The 17,607-nt window shown below is 72.5% G+C and carries 14 protein-coding genes; 1 reads left to right on the top strand and 13 read right to left on the bottom strand.

Annotation, left to right across the window (positions count from 1 at the left end):
• Positions 1 to 264 precede the first annotated feature (264 nt).
• Entirely contained in the window at positions 265 to 882 is a 618-nt protein-coding gene (locus O7621_RS17480; protein ID WP_282230248.1) for a cupin domain-containing protein, read from the top strand.
• A 77-nt stretch (positions 883 to 959) separates the two neighbouring features.
• Here the strand turns inward: O7621_RS17480 and O7621_RS17475 are convergent, their stop codons facing one another.
• Genes O7621_RS17475 through O7621_RS17415 form a run of 13 tightly spaced genes read right to left on the bottom strand, consistent with a single transcriptional unit; the run spans position 960 to position 17,561 of the window.
• Positions 960 to 2,120, bottom strand: a complete 1,161-nt coding sequence (locus O7621_RS17475; protein ID WP_282230247.1) for an alpha/beta hydrolase — start codon at positions 2,118 to 2,120, stop codon at positions 960 to 962.
• Positions 2,117 to 3,127, bottom strand: coding sequence for an LLM class flavin-dependent oxidoreductase (locus O7621_RS17470; RefSeq protein WP_282230246.1), 1,011 nt, complete (start codon positions 3,125 to 3,127; stop codon positions 2,117 to 2,119). Before O7621_RS17470 ends, O7621_RS17475 begins: the two co-directional genes overlap by 4 nt.
• A 32-nt stretch (positions 3,128 to 3,159) precedes the next feature.
• Positions 3,160 to 3,519 carry a TIGR04076 family protein gene (locus tag O7621_RS17465; RefSeq protein WP_282230245.1) on the bottom strand — a complete coding sequence of 120 codons (360 nt, stop codon included), beginning with the start codon at positions 3,517 to 3,519 and terminating at the stop codon, positions 3,160 to 3,162.
• On the bottom strand, positions 3,516 to 4,517 hold the full coding sequence (locus tag O7621_RS17460) for an NADPH:quinone oxidoreductase family protein (protein ID WP_282230244.1): 1,002 nt from the start codon (positions 4,515 to 4,517) through the stop codon (positions 3,516 to 3,518). Before O7621_RS17460 ends, O7621_RS17465 begins: the two co-directional genes overlap by 4 nt.
• Positions 4,514 to 4,945 (bottom strand): DUF4440 domain-containing protein, encoded by a 432-nt coding sequence (locus O7621_RS17455; RefSeq protein WP_282230243.1) that lies wholly within the window; start codon positions 4,943 to 4,945, stop codon positions 4,514 to 4,516. The genes O7621_RS17460 and O7621_RS17455 overlap by 4 nt, the downstream gene beginning before the upstream one ends.
• Positions 4,946 to 4,962: 17 nt before the next feature.
• Entirely contained in the window at positions 4,963 to 6,231 is a 1,269-nt protein-coding gene (locus tag O7621_RS17450; protein ID WP_282230242.1) for an amidohydrolase family protein, read from the bottom strand.
• Between the two features lie 12 nt (positions 6,232 to 6,243).
• Positions 6,244 to 8,025, bottom strand: coding sequence for a hydantoinase B/oxoprolinase family protein (locus O7621_RS17445; protein WP_282230241.1), 1,782 nt, complete (start codon positions 8,023 to 8,025; stop codon positions 6,244 to 6,246).
• Complete coding sequence (locus O7621_RS17440) at positions 8,018 to 9,712, bottom strand: hydantoinase B/oxoprolinase family protein (RefSeq protein ID WP_282230240.1); 1,695 nt, start codon at positions 9,710 to 9,712, stop codon at positions 8,018 to 8,020. The genes O7621_RS17445 and O7621_RS17440 overlap by 8 nt, the downstream gene beginning before the upstream one ends.
• Complete coding sequence (locus O7621_RS17435) at positions 9,709 to 11,778, bottom strand: hydantoinase/oxoprolinase family protein (RefSeq protein ID WP_282230239.1); 2,070 nt, start codon at positions 11,776 to 11,778, stop codon at positions 9,709 to 9,711. The genes O7621_RS17440 and O7621_RS17435 overlap by 4 nt, the downstream gene beginning before the upstream one ends.
• Before the next feature lie 9 nt (positions 11,779 to 11,787).
• Positions 11,788 to 13,968: an ABC transporter ATP-binding protein gene (locus tag O7621_RS17430; protein ID WP_282230238.1), complete on the bottom strand. Its 2,181-nt coding sequence runs from the start codon at positions 13,966 to 13,968 to the stop codon at positions 11,788 to 11,790.
• A 5-nt stretch (positions 13,969 to 13,973) separates the two neighbouring features.
• Positions 13,974 to 14,870 (bottom strand): ABC transporter permease, encoded by an 897-nt coding sequence (locus tag O7621_RS17425; protein ID WP_282230237.1) that lies wholly within the window; start codon positions 14,868 to 14,870, stop codon positions 13,974 to 13,976.
• Positions 14,870 to 15,880: an ABC transporter permease gene (locus O7621_RS17420; protein WP_282230236.1), complete on the bottom strand. Its 1,011-nt coding sequence runs from the start codon at positions 15,878 to 15,880 to the stop codon at positions 14,870 to 14,872. The genes O7621_RS17425 and O7621_RS17420 overlap by 1 nt, the downstream gene beginning before the upstream one ends.
• A gap of 22 nt (positions 15,881 to 15,902) precedes the next feature.
• Positions 15,903 to 17,561 (bottom strand): ABC transporter substrate-binding protein, encoded by a 1,659-nt coding sequence (locus tag O7621_RS17415; RefSeq protein ID WP_282230235.1) that lies wholly within the window; start codon positions 17,559 to 17,561, stop codon positions 15,903 to 15,905.
• Positions 17,562 to 17,607: the final 46 nt, after the last annotated feature.

Here is a 17,607-nt window from a genome sequence, read left to right as displayed (position 1 = left end):
GTGTAAATGTGAATGCCCAAGCAGCCTAGCCACCGGACACCGGCGTCCGTCAATCCCTTTTCTCCACAGGACCTCACGTCAAGGAAGATGTTCGACACGCTGAGTGGTCAACTTCGAGGTCGACGGGCGTGTCCTCGTCAGCGAGCGCATTGTCTGCCGGCGACGTCCGGTCGGGGTTCCGGTCGGGGCGGTTAGTTCGATACCATCGAACAAGAATCGGCGCGGCCCGGCGGGCGGTCCGCGCGGGGGGTCACGGGAGGTCCGGTGCGCAGGTCTGATCGCGTCGTCGCCGACGGCGACGCACGCCAGGATCTGGTCGGCGCCCGGATGCGCCAGTTCCGCAAGGAGCAGGGGCTGACCCTGCGCGGTCTGGCCAGCCGCGCCAACCTGTCGATCGGGTTCCTGTCCCAGGTCGAGCGGGGTGTCTCGTCGATCGGGCTGACCGCGCTCAACAGCGTCGCCGCCGCGCTGGACCGGCCGGTCGCCGAGTTCTTCAGCGCGGAGCCGGCCGAGACCGCCGAGGACCCGCAGGGCAGCCTGCCGGTGCACTTCACCCTCACCCGGGCCGACAACGGTGCCACCGAGTACGTCTCCGGCCAGCAGACCTACCGGATGCTCTCCGACCGTGGCCCCAACCTGGTGCTGGAGCCGATGCTGGTGCACATCGCGCCGGGCGGGCGCCGCGAGGAGGCGTACGGGCACTTCGGCGAGGAGTTCGCGTACGTGGTCAGCGGCGAGCTGCTGTACGAGGTCGACGGGGTGGAGCACCGGCTCTACCCGGGCGACAGCCTGCATCTACGGTCCAGCACCCCGCACCGGCTGTACAACGACACCGACCAGGTGACCACCGTGGTGTCGGTGGTCACCCCACGGCTGTTCTGACCGCCGCACTGCCCACTAGTGGGCAGCATGTTCACTGACACGTAATAATTTCGGGCCGGCTGACCGGGTCCGGCCCGTCACCGGCCCAGGACCCGGTCCAGGAAGTGGTCCACCTGCGTCATCGTCGCCTGCCAGATCGGCGCGGCCGGGTCGATCACCGAGAAATGGTCACCCGGCTGCTCCAGCCAGCCCGGGTCCTCCCCGGCGGCCCGCGCCGCCGCCACGTACCGGCGGTTGAAGTCGATCAGGTCGAGGTCGTCGCCGGCACCCTGGACGATCAGCTGCGGCACCCCGATCGGCAGCCGGGCCATCGGATCCGAGGCGGCGTACACCTGCGGCACGGTGTCGCGGTCACCGCCGAGCGCGGCGGCGACCGCACCGGTGCCGACCTGCCGCCGGTCCCCTTCCGCCAGGTCGAGCACCCCGGCCAGGGAGACCGCCAACGCCACCGGCACCGGGCCGCCGTCGGCGGCCAGCCGCACCGCCAACTGCCCGCCGGCCGAATGGCCGAACACCGCGACCCGGTCCAGGTCGAGCAGACCGTCCGGCACCGCGCCACCGGTCAGCTCCGGCAGGTTGGCCAGCACCGCCAGCCCGGTTGCCACGTCGGCGGTGGTGGCCGGCCAGCCGTGCCGGTCCGGCCGGCGGTACTCCAGGTTCCACGCCGCGTAACCCCGGTCGGCCAGGTCGACGGCGAGCGCGTCCATCAGGTCCGCCGCCCAGATCGACCGCCAAAAGCCGCCGTGCAGCAGCACCGCAACCGGCAACGACTTGGCGGACACCTCAGACGAATCGGCCGGTAGCCGCAGCTCGCCCCACTGCTCCGGGTCCGGGCCGTACGCGACCCGCCGCGCCGGGCGGCGCAGCCGGTGCACGGCGTGCCGGATCGCCCAGGCCAGCCCCCACACACCCCGGCCGGACAGGTGGACCGAGCCAGGGTCGGTCGGCTGCGGGTCGGTCACCTGCGGGTCGTAGTGGACGGCGCGTCCCACCCAGCGGCCGTCGGCGGTCAGCAGCGCCCGTACCGCCGGGTCCGGGCCGGGCAGCAGCACCACCGCGCGCCCGCCGACGCTGCCGACCCCGTCGAGCAGGCCGCGGACCTCGGCGGCGTCGGCGGCGACCACGAAGTCGCCGACCACGCCGAGGCCGGCTGCTTCGGCGACGACCAGGCCCCGCAGCAGCTCCGGGTCGACGGTCAGCCCCGGGCCGGCGACGACGAGTACACCGTCGACTGTCATCGGGAAGCCTCCCTGTGTAGCAGCGGCAGCACCGCGCTGCCGAGCAGCTCGACGCCACGGTCGTCGGTGAGCCCGTGCGGGGTGCCGAACTCGACCCGACGCACCCCCGCGTCGATCAGCGCCTGCGCCTGGGCGGCGACCTGCTCCGGGGTGCCGGAGAAGGCGAACCGGTCCAGCAGATCATCGGGCACCAGCCGGCCGGCGTCGACGTCGCGGCCCGCCGCCACCAGCGACTTGACCTGCGCCAGCAGGTCGTCCGGCACGGTCACCGTCGGGTCCAGATCGGCGACCACCGCCAGGTACATCGCCACCTCGGTGCGGGCCTTCGCCCGCGCCGCCGCACCGTCGGTGTCCACCACGGTCACCGCGCCGAACACGATGCCGACGTCGTCAACGGAGCGGCCGGCGGCGTCGGCACCGGGACGCAGCCGGTCGCGGATCACCGGCACCATGTCCGGGTTGGCGCTGCCGCCGACCTTGATCTCGTCGGCGATCCGCCCGGCGAGCGCGGCACCGCGTGGCCCCCACGCGCCGAGCAGCAGCGGCGGGTCCGGGCGGTGTACCGCGTACCGCAGGGCGGTCTCCGGGGCCAGCCGGAACACCTTGCCGGCGAAACCGGCGGTGTCGCCGCGCAGCAACCGGCGGATCACCTCGGCTGCCTCGGCGAGCACGGTCAACGGACGCGGCTGCTCGATGCCGACCGCGCCCAGCCAGGTGCCGCGGGCAAGCCCCAGGTAGGCCCGTCCGTGCGAGGCCAGGTCGAGGGCGGCGAGCTGGCCGGCGATCTCGTACGGCGCCATCGAGTACGGGTTGAGGCAGGCGGTGCCGAGCCGGACCCGTCCGGTGGCGGCGGCCATCTCCAGCAGCGGGAAGATCGGCGGCTGGTACATCAGGTCACCGAAGACGCTCAGCACGTCGAAGCCGTACGCCTCGGCGGCACGGGCCAGCCGGGCGTAGTCGCCGGCGCGTTTGTCGCTCTGCAGGCCGAGTCCAATTTCCACAGCCACGCGAACCTCCGATGGATCAGGGACAGGTCACGTCAGGTCAGGTCGGCCGAGTTCATCCGCCGCTTGCAGGTCCGTTCGACCCGCATGACCAGGCCCTCCTCCGGGTCCGGGCAGGCGAACAGGGTGTCGCGTTCCAGCCAGTCCCCCGGCGGCATGTCGCGCTGCTTGGCGGCCAGGAACGGCAGCACCGACGCGAGCGCGTACACGCAGAAGTGTTTCCCTTCCGGGATCTTCAGGTGCGCGCTGTCGGTGAGGTCGAAGTGGTCGCCGACGGCCATCCCGCAGACCGACCGGCCGGTGATCCGGTCCACGCTTACCCGCAGGTCGTAGACCTCCATGTCACCGCCGCCGGTCAGGTCGTCGCCGTCGGTGCCGGCAGTCTGATCGCTCACGATTGCTCCCTCGGGTCGATCCGGACGATGATCTTTCCGGTGGTGCGTCGGTCGGCCAGGTCGGCGAGCGCGGCCGGGCTGCCGGCCAGGTCGACGACCCGGTTCACCGGGGGTCGGACCGTGCCGGCGGCGATCAGGTCGAAGATCCGCCGGTACGCCTGGGCGACCGCGTCCGGCCGGGTCCACGGGTACGTCGAGCCCCAGGAGAGCCCGACCAGAGTATGGTTGCCGGCGATCAGCCGCATCGGGTCCACCGGCGGCGGGTCGCCGCCGGCGGCACCGACCGCGACGAGCCGGCCCTCGAACGCCAGGCAGTCCAGCGACCGGGTGAACACCTCCCCGCCGACCGGATCGACGATCACGTCCGCACCGGCGCCACCGGTGGCGTCGCGTACCGCGTCGACGAAGTCGCCGGCCAGGTAGTCGATCGCGACGTCGGCGCCGTTGTCGCGGCACAGCACGGTCTTCGCCGGCCCGCCGGCGGTGCAGATCACCCGGGCGCCGCGGGCGGCGGCCAGCTGGGTGGCGGCGATGCCGACGCCGCCGGCCCCGGCGTGCACCAGCACCGTCTCACCAGGTTGGACTGCGGCGCGGTCCAGCGCGAACCAGGCGGTCTGGTAGGTGACCGGGACGGCGGCGGCGACGACCGGGTCGATGCCCGCCGGCCGCGGTACGGCGAGCGCCGCGTCGATGGTGACGGTCTCACCGAGCGCGCCGTGCGGCAGCGCCGGGCAGGCCACCACGTCGGTGTCGGCGAGCGCTTCGGCGCCGGCACCGGCGGCCACGACCCGGCCGGCCAGTTCGACCCCGGGGGTGAACGGCGGCGCCGGGCGGACCGCGTACTCGCCCCGGCAGAGCATCACGTCGAGGAAGTTCAGCCCGACCGTGGCGACGGCGATCCGCACCTGACCGGGGCCGGGCGGTGGGTCGTCGGGCAGATCGGCGACGGTGAGCACCTGCTCGGGTTCGCCGTACCCGGTGGCGACAAGGCGTCTCATGCCGGACCGCCGGCCGGTTCGAGGGCCGGTCCCGCCGGGTGGCGGACCAGTTCGGAGTGGTGGTGCACGATCCGCCAGCCGTCGCCGGTGTGGCGCAGCACGTCGGTGACCCGGCTGTGTTCGGCCGGGCCGCCGCCGGTCGGCACCGCGACCAGCACGTAGCGGGCCACCGCAGCGTCGCCCCACACGTCGATCCGCAGGTCCTCGGGGGCCAGCCGGTCCAGCACCGGCCGGGCTCCAGCGGCGTCGCGCTGGGACCGGTAGGCGTCCAGCTGGTCGCGGGTGCGCAGCGGGCCGGGCAGGTGCGTCTCCCAGGTGGTCACGTCGGCGTGCAGGTGCCGGTCGAAGCGAACCCGGTCGCCGGCGAGGAACGCGTCGTACATGTCGCCGATCGCGGCGGCGATCTCGGCGGTCTCCTGCTCGGACATTCTGCTCCTCACGTCGTTCACCAGGCGGTCCGGCCGGACCGGTCGTCGCGGACCACCCGGCCGCCGGACATCACCCAGCGCACCCCCCGGAACGCCGACGTGTCGGCGGTCGGGTCGGCGTCCATCGCCACCAGGTCGGCGTACTTGCCGGTCTCGACGGTGCCGAGGTCGGCCTCGGCGCCGAGCCAGCGGACCGGGCCGAGGGTGCCGGCGTACAGGGCGCGGGCCGGGCCGATGCCGCTCTCCGACAGGTACTCCAGCTCCCGCACCGAGGCGTTGGTGCCCTCGAAGGACCAGAACGGCGGCATGTCGCTGCCGAGCAGCACCTCCACCCCGGCTGCGAGGGCCATCGCGTAGCTCTCCAGGTGTCGGGGGCCGGCACCGAGCGAACGGCACTGCATCCATTCCGGTACGCCGAGTTCGTCGAAGAACTCCTTGCACCGGGTGACCAGCAGGGTCGGCACCAGCGCGGTTCCCCGCTGCGCCATCCGCGCCGCCACCTCCTCGGTGAGCTGGTAGCCGTGCTCGACGCAGTCCAGGCCCAGTTCGACGGCCTCACCGATCACCGGTGCCGGGCCGGCGTGCGCGGTGACCTTGCGGCCCCAGGCGTGCGCGGTGTCGATGACGGCGGCCATCTCGTCGGGGAACAGCTGCCGGGTGTGGATCGACTCGTGTTCGCCGGCGATGCCACCGGAGATCATCACCTTGATCAGGTCGGCGCCGGCTCTGATCTGGCTGCGCACTCCACGCCGGAACCCGTCTGCCCCGTCGCATTCCAGGGTGTCGGTGCTCTCGTGGCCGTGCCCGCCGGTGCAGACCAGCGCCCGGCCGGCGGTGAAGATCCGTGGCCCGGTGACCCGGCCGGCGGTGATCGCCCGGCGCAGCGCGAAGTCGGCATGGTCCTTCTCCGCCACGCAGCGGACCGTGGTCACCCCGCAGAGCAGGGTTCGCCGGGCCCCGTCGGCCATGTAGAGGGCCAGTTCGTGCGGGGTCATGTCCTTGACGCTCTGCCCGCCGGCACCGGGCAGGGACAGCGACAGGTGGGTGTGCATGTTGGTCAGCCCGGGTGTCAGATACGCGCCGCCGAGGTCGATCTCGGTGACGTCGGCCTCGGCGCGGGCGGTGGCGGTCACCTCGGCGGCCCGTCCGACGGCGGCGATCCGGTCGCCGCGCACCCAGACGGCGGCGTCGGTGACCGGACCGACGCCGTCGAGGATGCGGGCGTCCACGACGGTGCAGTTGGTCAGGACGGTGTCGACCGGTCCGGGGTGGGTGGCGGCGCTCATGTCGGCGTCCGGTCAGCGGGGTTGGTCATCGCGGGCCTTTCTGCGGGGTGCGGGTGCGGGGACGCCGTAGACGTCGCGGGCGGCCGCCGGTGACACGTGTCCGTAGACGTCGCGGGCGGCCGCCGGTGACACGTAGCCTTCGGCGACGTCGGCGCGAACCGCCTCGGGGTCGCGGTCGCGCGGGTCGCCGTGCCCGCCGCCACCGGCGGTGAGCAGGGTGACCCGGTCACCGGGGGCGACCGGCGTGCGTTTCGTGCTGACCCGTCGTTCCCGGTCGGTGCCGGGGTGGACGACCACCTGGATCGGGTCCGGCTGCCCGCCACCGTCCAGCGCCCACGGCGCCGACCTGGTCTTCTTCACCACCGACAGGAACTCGCCGGCGGTGGTGAACCGGATGTCGCGGCGCAGCCCGGGTCCGCCCCGGTGCCGGCCGGCGCCGCCGGAGTCGGTGCGGATCTCCAGCCGTTCGAAGAACATCCCGGTCCGGGCTTCGAGCACCTCGACCGGGGTGTTGCGGGCCTGGGTCTGGCACAGGTGGTTGGCCGGGCCGATGCCGTCGTGGTCGGGCGAGGCACCCCAGCCGACCGGGTCGTTGTTGCTGACCGCGTACAGCTGCCCGGTGTCCGGGTGGGTGCCGACCATCATGAACCCGGGCACGTCGCCACCGGACGACGCGGCCAGCCGGTCCGGCATGCCCTGGGCCAGCGCCCGGTAGATCAGCTCCATCGCCACCGTGCCGGTCCACTGGGTGAACGTGGCGGCCGGGTAGACGGCGTGGAACAGGCTGCCCGGTTCGGCGACCACCCGCAGCGCGGTGAAGTGCCCGGCGTTGGTCTGCTCGGTCGGTGTGGTGAGCGCCTTGAACGCGACCCGGGCGGTGGCGATGGTCGACCCGTACGGCAGGTTCACCGGTCCGGCGACGGCCGGTGACGACCCGGTGAAATCGACGGTGCAGGTGCCGTCGGCGATGGTGACGGTGACCTGCATCTTGATCGGCTCGTCGGTGATGCCGTCGTCGTCGAGCCAGTCCACGGCGGTCCAGGAACCCTGCGGCAACGCGGCGAGCGCGTCGGCGGTGGACGCTTCGGCGGCGGCGATCGCGGTGTCGACGACCGTGGTGACGGTGGCCGGGCCGAACCGTTCGACCAGCTCGATCAGCCGGCGCTCACCGGTGCGCAGCGCCGCGACCTGGGCGTGCAGGTCGCCGATGACCAGTTCCGGCATCCGCGAGTTGAAGCGGATCAGTTCGATGATCTCGGGCACCGGCTCGCCCCGGCGGAACACCTTGGTGCCGGGGAAGATGACACCTTCCTGGTGCATGTCGGTGGAGTCGAGCACGTAGCCCGGGTCCTTGGCCCCCAGGTCCATCCAGTGCGCCCGCACGCACAGGAACCCGATCAGCGTGCCGTCCCCGGCCGGCCCGTCACCGCCGGCACCGGCCGGCTCCGGCAGGAAGACCGGGGCGAACAGGGTGGCGTCGTAGGCGTGCGCCGCGTTCCAGTACGGGTAGTTCAGCAGCACGATGTCGCCGGCGTGCAGGTTCTCCCGGCCGACGTACTCGACGCCCTTGCGGATCGAGTAGTCGTTGGCGCCCAGGAACCGGCTCAGCCCGGTGGACTCGGCGACCAGCCGCAGGCGTGCGTCGTAGATGGAGATGCCGAAGTCGTACACCTCGTAGATGACCGGGTTGAAGGCGGTGCGTACCAGGGCGGAGCGCATCTCCTCGGCGGCGGCCACCAGGTAGCTGCGCACCACCTCGGTCGCCGCGCCATCCACAGTGGCATTTTCAGTCATCGACGTCGACCCCGTACACCTCGCGGGCAGCGGGCGGCGACACGTAGCCTTCGGCGACGTCTTCGCGTACCGCCGCCGGGTCGCGCCGACGCGGGTCGCCGTGCCCGCCACCACCGGCGGTGAGCAGGGTGACCCGGTCACCGGGCACCACCGGCGTCCGTTTCGTGCTGACCCGCCGTTCCCGGTCGGTGCCCGGGTGCACGACCACCTGGTTCGGGTCCGGCCGCGCGCCGCCGTCGAGCGCCCACGGCGCCGACTTCGTCTTCTTGATCACCGACAGGAACTCGCCCGGGGTGACGAACCGGATGTCGCGCCGCAGCCCCACGCCGCCCCGGTGCCGGCCGGCGCCGCCGGAGTCGGTGCGCATCTCGAACCGTTCGAAGAACATCCCGGTCCGGGCCTCGAGGACCTCGATCGGGGTCATCCGCCCGGTGCTGCCGGAGACGTGGGTGGCGGCGTTCATCCCGTCGTGTTCCCGGGTGCCGCCCCAGCCGACCGGGTCGTTGTTGCTGACTGCGAAGAGCTGGCCGGTGTCCGGGTGAATGCCGACCATCATGAACCCGGGCACGTCGCCGCCGGACGAGGCCGGCAGCCGGTCCGGCATGCCCTGGGCGAGTGCCTTGAGGATCAACTCGACGGCGACGATGCCGGTCCACAGGGTGAACGTCGGCTGCGGGTAGACGGCGTGGAACAGGGTGCCCGGCTCGGCCCTGACCCGCAGCGGCGCGATGGTGCCGGCGTTCGACGGCTGGTCCGGTGAGGTCAACGACTTGAGGATCACCTTGCAGATCGCCTCGGTCGCGCCGTACGGCATGTTGATCGGGCCGGGCACCGCCGGTGACGAGCCGGCGAAGTCGACGGTGAAGGTGCCGTCGGCGATGGTGACGGTGACCTGCATCTTGACCGGGTCCTCGGTGATGCCGTCGTCGTCGACCCAGTCGGTGGCGGTCCACGAGCCCTGCGGCAGGGCGGCCAGGGCGGCCCGGCTGCGGGCCTCGCCGTCGGCGATGATCGCGTCGACGGCGGCGGCCACCGTGGGCCGGCCGAACTTTGCCAGGATCTCCAGCAACCGCCGCTCACCGGTGCGCAGCGCGGCGATCTGGGCGTGCAGGTCGCCGAGGACCTCGGCCGGCATCCGCGAGTTGAACCGGATCAGCTCGTGGATCTCGTGCACCGGCTCGCCCCTGGACACCACCTTCGTGCCGGGGAAGATCAGCCCTTCCTGGTGCATGTCGGTGGAGTCGAGCACGTAACCCGGGTCCTTGGCACCCAGGTCCATCCAGTGCGCCCGCACGCAGAGGAACCCGACCAGGTCGCCGTCGGCGTCCGGTTCGGCGTCGGCCGGGTCCGGCATGAACACGGGGGCGAACAGGGTGGCGTCCGAGGCGTGCGCGGCGTTCCAGTACGGGTAGTTCAGCAGCACGATGTCGCCGCGGTGCAGGTTCTCCCGGCCGACGTACTCGACCCCCTTGGCGAGGGAGAAGTCGTTGGCGCCGAGGAAAAACGTCAACCCGGTCGCCTCGGCGATCAGCCGCAGGTCGGCGTCGTACATCGACATGCCGAAGTCGTGCACCTCGTAGATCACCGGATTGAACGAGGTACGGATCAACGTGGCCCGCATCTCCTCGGCGGCGGAGATCAGGTAGCTGCGCACCACCTCGGCGGTGGCTCCGTCCAGCGTGCTCACTTCGCCTCCTCCAGGGTCACCAGCAGGTAGCCGTGCGGGTCGACCTCGACGCGCTGCCCGCTGGGCACCACCGTGGTGGAGGTGCCCTCGTCGACCAGGGCCGGCCCGGTGAACCGGTCCCCCGGAGCGAGCTTCGCCCGGTCGTAGACGGCGAACGACGCCACCTCGCGGGTGTCGAAGTCGAAGGCGTCTCGGCGGCCGAGCAGCGCCCGCGTCGGGTCGCCGTCGCCGGCCGGCGGGCGGACCAGCTCCGGGCGGGTGGTCCGGCCGATGCCGCGCACCCGCAGGTTGAGGATCTGCAGCCGGTTGCTCATCGCGTGGCCGTACCGGGATCGGTGCAGCTGCTCGAACGCGGACCGGATCGCGTCGCGGTCCAGCTCGGCGCCGACGGTGACGATCAGGGTGTGTTCCTGACCGAGGTAGCGCAGCTCCAGCTGGCGTTCCAGCACCGCCGAGCCGGCGTCGACGCCCTGCTCCACCAGGGAGCCGACCGCCTCCGCCTCGACCTCGACGAACATCGCCTCCAGCGCGGCCAGGTCGACGCTGCCCTCCGGCGCGTCGGCGTCCAGGGTGGCCAGCACGGTCCGGGAGAAGTCGTCGACGATGTCGGCCGACAGCATCCCCCAGGCGGAGAAGCCGGACGGGGCGAACGGCACCACCACCTCCCGGATGCCCATCTCGCGGGCCAGCAGCGGGGCCAGCAGCGGCCCGGCGCCGCCGAAGGCGAGCAGCGAGAAGACCCGGGGGTCGTGGCCGCGTTCCACGGTGATCTGACGGACCGCGCCGACGGTGCGGGCCAGCAGCACGTCGTAGACGCCGGCCGCAGCGGCGGTCGGGCTCAGCCCCAGCGGGGTGGCGATCTGCTCGTCGAGCGCCGCCTGCGCCGCCTTGGCCTGCAGACCCATCGTGCCGGCCAGGAACCGGTCCGGGTCGACGTAGCCGAGCACCACCGAGGCGTCGGTGACGGTCGGCCGCTGCCCGCCCCGGCCGTAGCAGACCGGCCCCGGGTCGGCGCCGGCGCTCTGTGGACCGACCTTCAGCAGCCCCCGGTCCAGCCAGGCGATGGAGCCGCCGCCGGCACCGATGGTGCGGATGTCGTACGTCGGGATCAGCAGCGGGAAGTGCTCCAGCTGCGCCTCGTACGCGGCGACCGGGCTGCCGGCCTCGATCACGCAGGCATCCAGCGACGTCCCGCCGATGTCGAAGGTGAGCAGGTTGTCCCGGCCCAGCGCCCCGGCCAGGTAGGCGGCGCCGACGATGCCGCCGGCCGGGCCGGACAGCACGGTGTGCGTCGGCGACTTCTTGGCCGTCGTCGAGGTCATCGACCCGCCGCCGGACCGCATGATCAGGAACCGGCCGGCGAAGCCCCGGGCGGCCAGCCCGGCCTCCAGCTCGTCGACGTAGCGTTCGAAGATCGGCCGGATGTACGCCTCCAGCACGGTGGTGCTGGTCCGCTCGTACTCGCGGTGCTCGCGCACGATGTCCGTCGACACCGAGACGCTGACCTGCGGGTACGCCTCGCGGATGAGCTCGGCGGCGGCACGTTCGTGGCTCGGGTCGACAAACGAGTGCAGGAAGCAGACCGCGATCGACCCGACCCCTTGCTCCTCGACCAGGGTGCGGGCGGCGGCCCGGACACTGTCCGGGTCGAGTTCGGTCACCACCCGACCCCGGTAGTCGAGCCGGCCGGTCACCCCGGCGGTGTACCGCCGTTTGACCAGGCTCTCCGGCCGTTCGTACTGGAAGTCGTACATGTGGTCGGCGGGCACGTTGCCTCGGCCGAGCAGGAAGACGTCCCGGAAGCCCTCGTTGGTGATGATGCCGGTGGCCCCGCCCCGGCGCTCCAGCACCGCGTTGAGCCCGAGCGTGGTGCCGTGGATGAACAGCTCCACCTCGGACAGGTCGGTGCCGAGCGCGGTCACCGCGTCCAGCACCCCTTCCCAGGGGCGGGCCGGTGTGGTCGACGCCTTGCGGAACCGGACCTGGTTGGTGCGGGTGTCCAGCTCCATCGCGTCGACGAAGGTGCCGCCGATGTCGACGGCGAGCCGGATGTGCGGTGCGGGCATCGTCTCAGGTCACCTTTCGGATGCGGTCAGCAGGTCGGGGATCTCCGGGGCCCGCCAGCAGGCTGCCCGGCTGCGCCCGTACGGCTGCAGTTGCTGTTCCTCGGTACGGCACCGGCCGGTGACGAACGGGCAGCGGGCGGCGAGCGGGCAGCCGGCGGCGGCGTCGGTCTCGTCGAGGTCCTTGAGCAGGTCGACGCGGCCGCCGCCGAACCCGGCGCCGAGGCTCGGCGCGCTGGACAGCAACGCCCGGGTGTACGGGTGCGCCGGGCTGCTGAAGACTTCGTCGACCGGCCCTTCCTCGACGATCCGGCCCAGGTAGAGCACGATCACCCGGTCGGCGAAGCCGCGTACCGTGGCCAGGTCGTGGGAGATGAACACGCTGCCCCGGTCCCGGTCGGCGGCGACGTCGCGGATCACTTCCAGGATCTGCGCCTGCACGGTGACGTCCAGCGCCGACGTCGGCTCGTCGAAGACGATCAGGTCGGGGTCGCCGACCAGGGCGCGGGCGATGCCGACCCGCTGCGCCTGCCCGCCGGAAAGTTCGTGCGGGCGGCGGCCGAGGATCGACCGGTCCAGCTCCATCCGGTCCAGCGCCACACCGACCCGTTCGGCCCGCTGCTGGGCAGGCACGCCGAGGGCGCGCAGCGGTTCGGCGATGGCGTCGGCGACGGTGCGGCGCGGGCTGAGCGCGCCGAACGGATCCTGGAACACCATCTGGGCGCGGGTCCGCAGGGTGCGCAGCGCCCGGCCGCGCAGCTCGGCCATCCGGGCGCCGCCGATCTCCACGGTGCCGCTGGCCGGCTCGACCAGCCCGAGGATCAGCTTGGCCAGGGTCGACTTGCCGCAGCCGCTCTCCCCGACCACACCGAGGGTTTCGCCGGCGGCGACGGTCAGGTCGACGCCGCGCAGCGCGTGGTGCCCGCCGCGGCCGAACCGGCTGCGGTAGACCACGTGGGCGTCCTCGATCCGCAGCACCGTCCGCTCGGCTGCACCGGCCCGCTCGGCGTCGACCCGCGGTGCGGTGCCAGGCGACGCGGTGCCCACCGACGTGTCGACGACGGCCGGGTCGGTGACCAACGGCCCGGTCTGCGGGTGGAAGCAGGCCAGCGTCCAGCCGGCCGTCCCGCCAGCGGCACCGTCCGACGCGGCCGTGACCGACGTGGCGGCCGGCACGGCGCCGGTCGGTGGACGCTGCGCGGCGCAGCGGTCGGTGGCGTGCGCGCACCGGGAGACGAACGGGCAGTCGTCGGGCGGGGCGGTCAGCAGCGGCATCCCGCCGGCGGTGGCCCGCACCGGCCGGCCGTCCACGTCGGGCACCGAGGCGAGCAGCGCCCGGGTGTACGGGTGGGCCGGGGCCCGCAGCACCTGCGCCGCCGGCCCGCTCTCCACGACGGTGCCGGCGTAGAGCACCACCACCCGGTCGCAGACCTCGGCGATCGAGGCCAGGTCATGCGAGATGAGCAGCACCCCACGCCGGTCGGCGTCGGCGGCCTGGCGGAACTGGCGGAGGATCTCCCGGGCCAGGGTGACGTCCAGGCCGGTGGTCGGCTCGTCGGCGATCAGCAGGCCGGGCGCGCAGCCGGTGGCCAGCGAGATCATCACCCGCTGCGCCATCCCGCCGGACAGTTCGTGCGGGTACGCGTCGAGCCGCCGCTGCGGGCTGCGGATACCGACCGCCGCGAACAGTTCCCGGGCCACCTGACGGGCCTGCTGCCCGGTCATCCCCTGATGGGTGGAGAGCCGGTCGGTCAACTGCCGACCGACGGTACGGGTGGGGCTGAGAGCGCCGCGCGGGTTCTGGAAGCAGATCGCCGCGCCGTGGCCACGGTGGCGGCGCAGCTGCTCCGGGTCGAGCCGCAGTACGTCGACCGGTCCGCCGGTGTTGCCGGCACCGTCACTCGGCCCGCCAGCGGGGTCACCGGTGGCGTCACTGGTGAGGTCACCGGTGACGTCGCCGCCGTGGAAGCGGACCCGGCCGGTGGCCTGCGCGCCGCCGGGCAGCAGGCCGACGATCGAGCGAGCCACCATGGACTTGCCGCCGCCGCTCTCGCCGACCAGGCCGACCACCTCGCCCCGGTCGACGTGCAGGCTGACCCCGCTGAGCGCGGCGACCTGCCGACCGGGTCGGCGGATCAGCACCGACAGGTTCTCGATGGCGAGCAGGTCGCGGGTGATCGTCGTCGGGTCCATCGCGGTCACCGCCGTTTCGCTTCCGCGCGTTCCTGCAGCCCTTCGCCGAGCAGACTGAAGCCGAACACGCTGATCAGCAGGAACAGGCCGGGCGGCACCGAGGTCCACCAGCGGCCGGCGACCACGTCCGGCGAGCCGAGACTGATCATCGACCCCCATTCGGCGGTCGGCACCGAGATGCCCAGCCCGAGGAAGGACAGCCCGGCCAGGGTGAGCATCGCCCAGCCGCAGCCGAGCGGGGCGATCACCCGCACCGGGGTGAGACTGTTCGGCAGCACGTGCCGCCACAGCACCCCGAGGTGCGACGCCCCGGAGGTGACCGCAGCGTCGATGAACGGCAGCTCGCGGACCGAGCGGACCTCGGCCCGCACCAGCCGGGCGTACCCGGGCGCGTTGACCAGGGCGATGGTCAGGATCAGGTTGACCGTGCCGCCGCCGAGCAGCGCGGCCACCGCGAGGGCCAGGATGAAGGTGGGGAACGCCTGGAAGATGTCGAGCAGCCGCATCAGCACGTCGTCGATCCAGCCGCCGAAGTAGCCGGCGACCAGGCCGAGGGTGGTGCCGGCGAACACGGCGAGGGCGACCGCGGCGACCGCGATGCCCAGGTCGAGCCGGCCGGCGTGCAGCAGCCGGCTCCACACGTCCATCCCGTTGATGTCGGTGCCGAGCAGGTGGCCGCCGCCGGGCGGCAGCAGGGTGCCGGCCGGGTCGATCTCCTGCGGGCCCCAGGACGACAGCAGCGGTGCGGCGATCGCGGCCAGCGCCACCACCGCGAGGATCGTCGCGCCGACGGAGATCAGGACGGTGGCGAACCGGCCGCCCCGGGCGGTGCCGGCGGCCACCACCGGGGCGGCGTCGTCGGCGCTGTCCGCCGGGCCACCGGCTGCGCGCAGGTCAACCATCAGATCTTCACTCTCGGGTCGAGGATCGCGTGCACCACGTCGGCGATCAGGAAGACGAGGACGTAGCAGACGGCGATGAGCAGCACAGAGGCCTGCACCACCGGGAAGTCGCGGTAGAGCAGCCCGCGCAGCGCCCACTGGCCGAAGCCCTGCCACGAGTAGACGTACTCGATCAGCACGGTCGACCCGACCGCGGTGCCGAAGACCAGAGCGGCCAGCGACGGCAGCCGGACCAACGCGGAGCGCAACAGGTAGCCGCGGCGCAGCAGCCGGTCGCGCAGCCCGTGCGCGGCGGCGGCGGTGTACGCCTCGGAGTGCAGCACCTCCAGCGCGGAGGCGCGCACGCTGCGCAGCAGCGGGGCGACCACCACGATCGCCAGGGTGGCCACCGGCAGCGCCAGGTGGGCCAGCGCGGAGGTGAACGCCGGTCCGTTGGCGGTCAGCGCGGCGTCGATCAGCTCTGCGCCGGTGATCGGGGTGAGGTTGGTGTCCGGGTCGACCCGGCCGCTGGGGGCCGGGAACCAGCCGAGCATGCTGTAGCCGACCAGGACCAGCACCAGGCCGAGCCAGAACTCCGGCACCGAGTTGCCGATCAGGGCCAGTACCCGGATGCCGTGGTCGGCGGCCCGGTCGGCGCGGCGCGCCGACCAGATGCCGCCGACCACGGCGATGAGCACCGCCACGGCGACCGCCAGCACCACCAGTTGCAGGGTGGGGCCGACCCGTAGGGCCAGCTCGCCGGCGACCGCGTTGCCGCTCTGGATCGACGTGCCGAGGTCACCGGTGAGCAGTCCGCCCAGGTAGTCCAGGAACTGTTTCCACAGTGGCTGGTCCAGTCCGTAGCGGGCCCGGGCGGCGGCGGCCTCGACCTCGGTGGCGTTCGGGCCGAGGATGGTCCGGATCGGATCCCCGGGGAGCACCCGTACCAGGACGAAGGTCGCGACGATCACGCCGAGCAGCACCGGTACGAGCTGCAGCAGCCGGCGGGCGACGAAGCGGGCGATACGCATGAGGGGTGGGTGCCGGAGTGGGTCAGGCCGAGGCGTGGAGGTAGCGCAGCCGGGCCAGTCCGTCCATGGGCTGGACCCAGCCGCTGACCTCCTCGCGTACCGGCAGGTTGAAGTTGGGCTGGCAGAGGATCACCCAGGGCACGTCGGCGGCCAGGATCTCCTGCACCCGCAGCCAGAGTTCGTTGCGCTCGGCCGGGTCGACGACGGTGTGCGACCGCTCGTAGATATCCTCCAGCTCAGGGTTGACGTAGTTGGAGTAGTTGAGGTTGGCGCCCTCGACGAAGCTGGTGGCCAGCATGTACTCGACGTCGTTGACCCACAGCTGGCCGGCGGTGATCTGCAGCGGGATGTTCTTCTGCTGCCGCCGCTCGGCCAGGGTGGCCGGGTCCAGCGGGACCAGTTCCAGCTCGATGCCGACCTTGCGGGCCTCGCTCTGCACCAGGACCGCGATCTGCTGCTGGGTGTCGTTGTCGGTGGCGTAGACCAGCTCGGAGCTGATCTGGTCGGCCCCGGCGGCGGCGAGCGCGGCGCGGGCGGCGTCCGGGTCGTAGCCGTACGGGTAGCCGCGCTCGTCGTAGCCGGGCATGTCCAGCGGCACCAGGCTCTTCGTCGGGCGGGCGTCGCCGCCGTACACGTTGTTGATGATCTGGTCGTACGGCACCGCGTGGGCGAGGGCCTTGCGGACGTCGACGTTGTCGAACGGCGCGGTGGTCACCGACATCTGGATGGCGACCTGCTCGTTGCTGGCCGCAGAGATGACCTTGACGCCGTCGGTGTTCTTCAGGTCGGCGATGTCGCGTTGGCCGATGCCCAGCGCCACGTCGATGTCGCCGGCCTCCAGCTGGAGTCGCTGGTTGGCGGCGGCCGGGACCACCGAGATCCGGACGGTCCTGGTCTGCGCCGGGTCGGGGCCCGAGTAGCCCTCGTTGGCGGCGAGCACGATCTCCTGGCCCTGCACGGCCCGCTCGACGTTGAAGTAGCCGCCGGTCGGGGCGTTGTTGGCGAACCACTCGGTGGCCCACGGGTCGGCGTCGGTGGCGTGCGTCTTCGCTTCCTCGGAGTCGAAGACGTACAGCGAGATCGCCTGGATCTGCCGGGTCAACGCGCTGGGGAACGCCTGGGTGAACTGCACCGTGTAGTCGTCGACCACGGTGACCTGGTCCGGCTCGGTCAAACCGATGGTCCGGTAGATGCCGGCGACGTTGGCCTGGGCAGCGAAGGCCCGGTCCTTGGACCACTTGACGTCGGCGGCGGTCATCTCGTTGCCGCTGGCGAAGGTGACGCCCTGACGCAGCTTGAGGGTCCAGACGGTCTGATCCTCGTTCGGCTCGAACGACTCGGCGAAGGTCGCCATGACGTTCTCGGTGTCGAGGATCCGGGAGCCGTCGACCTCGGTGACCCCGTAGTCGATCATGTACGGGAAGACGTTCTTGTACAGCATGAGCGCAACCGGGTCGAAGCCGACGAAGTCCTGGTCCCAGCTGCTCAGGTAGCTGGAGACGGCGATACGCAGGGTGTCGGCGGAGGTGCCCGGGGAGGCGTCGTCGGAGCCGTCGGTGCCCGAGCCGGAGGCACAGGCGCCGGTGGCGAACAGGAACGCGCCGATGCCCCCGAGCTGGAGCACCGACCGGCGGGAGAGGGCGGGCGGGGCGGATCCGCCCCGCGGAGAGGTACCAGCCATGGGAGAAGTCCTCCGTCGTGAACGGCGAGGGTGACCTTGCATTCAG

Source organism: Solwaraspora sp. WMMD937, from assembly GCF_029581175.1.
Classification (GTDB): Bacteria; Actinomycetota; Actinomycetes; order Mycobacteriales; family Micromonosporaceae; genus Micromonospora_E.
The sequence above is the reverse complement of the archived record's forward strand: the minus strand, read 5'-3'. Positions and strand labels throughout refer to the sequence as shown.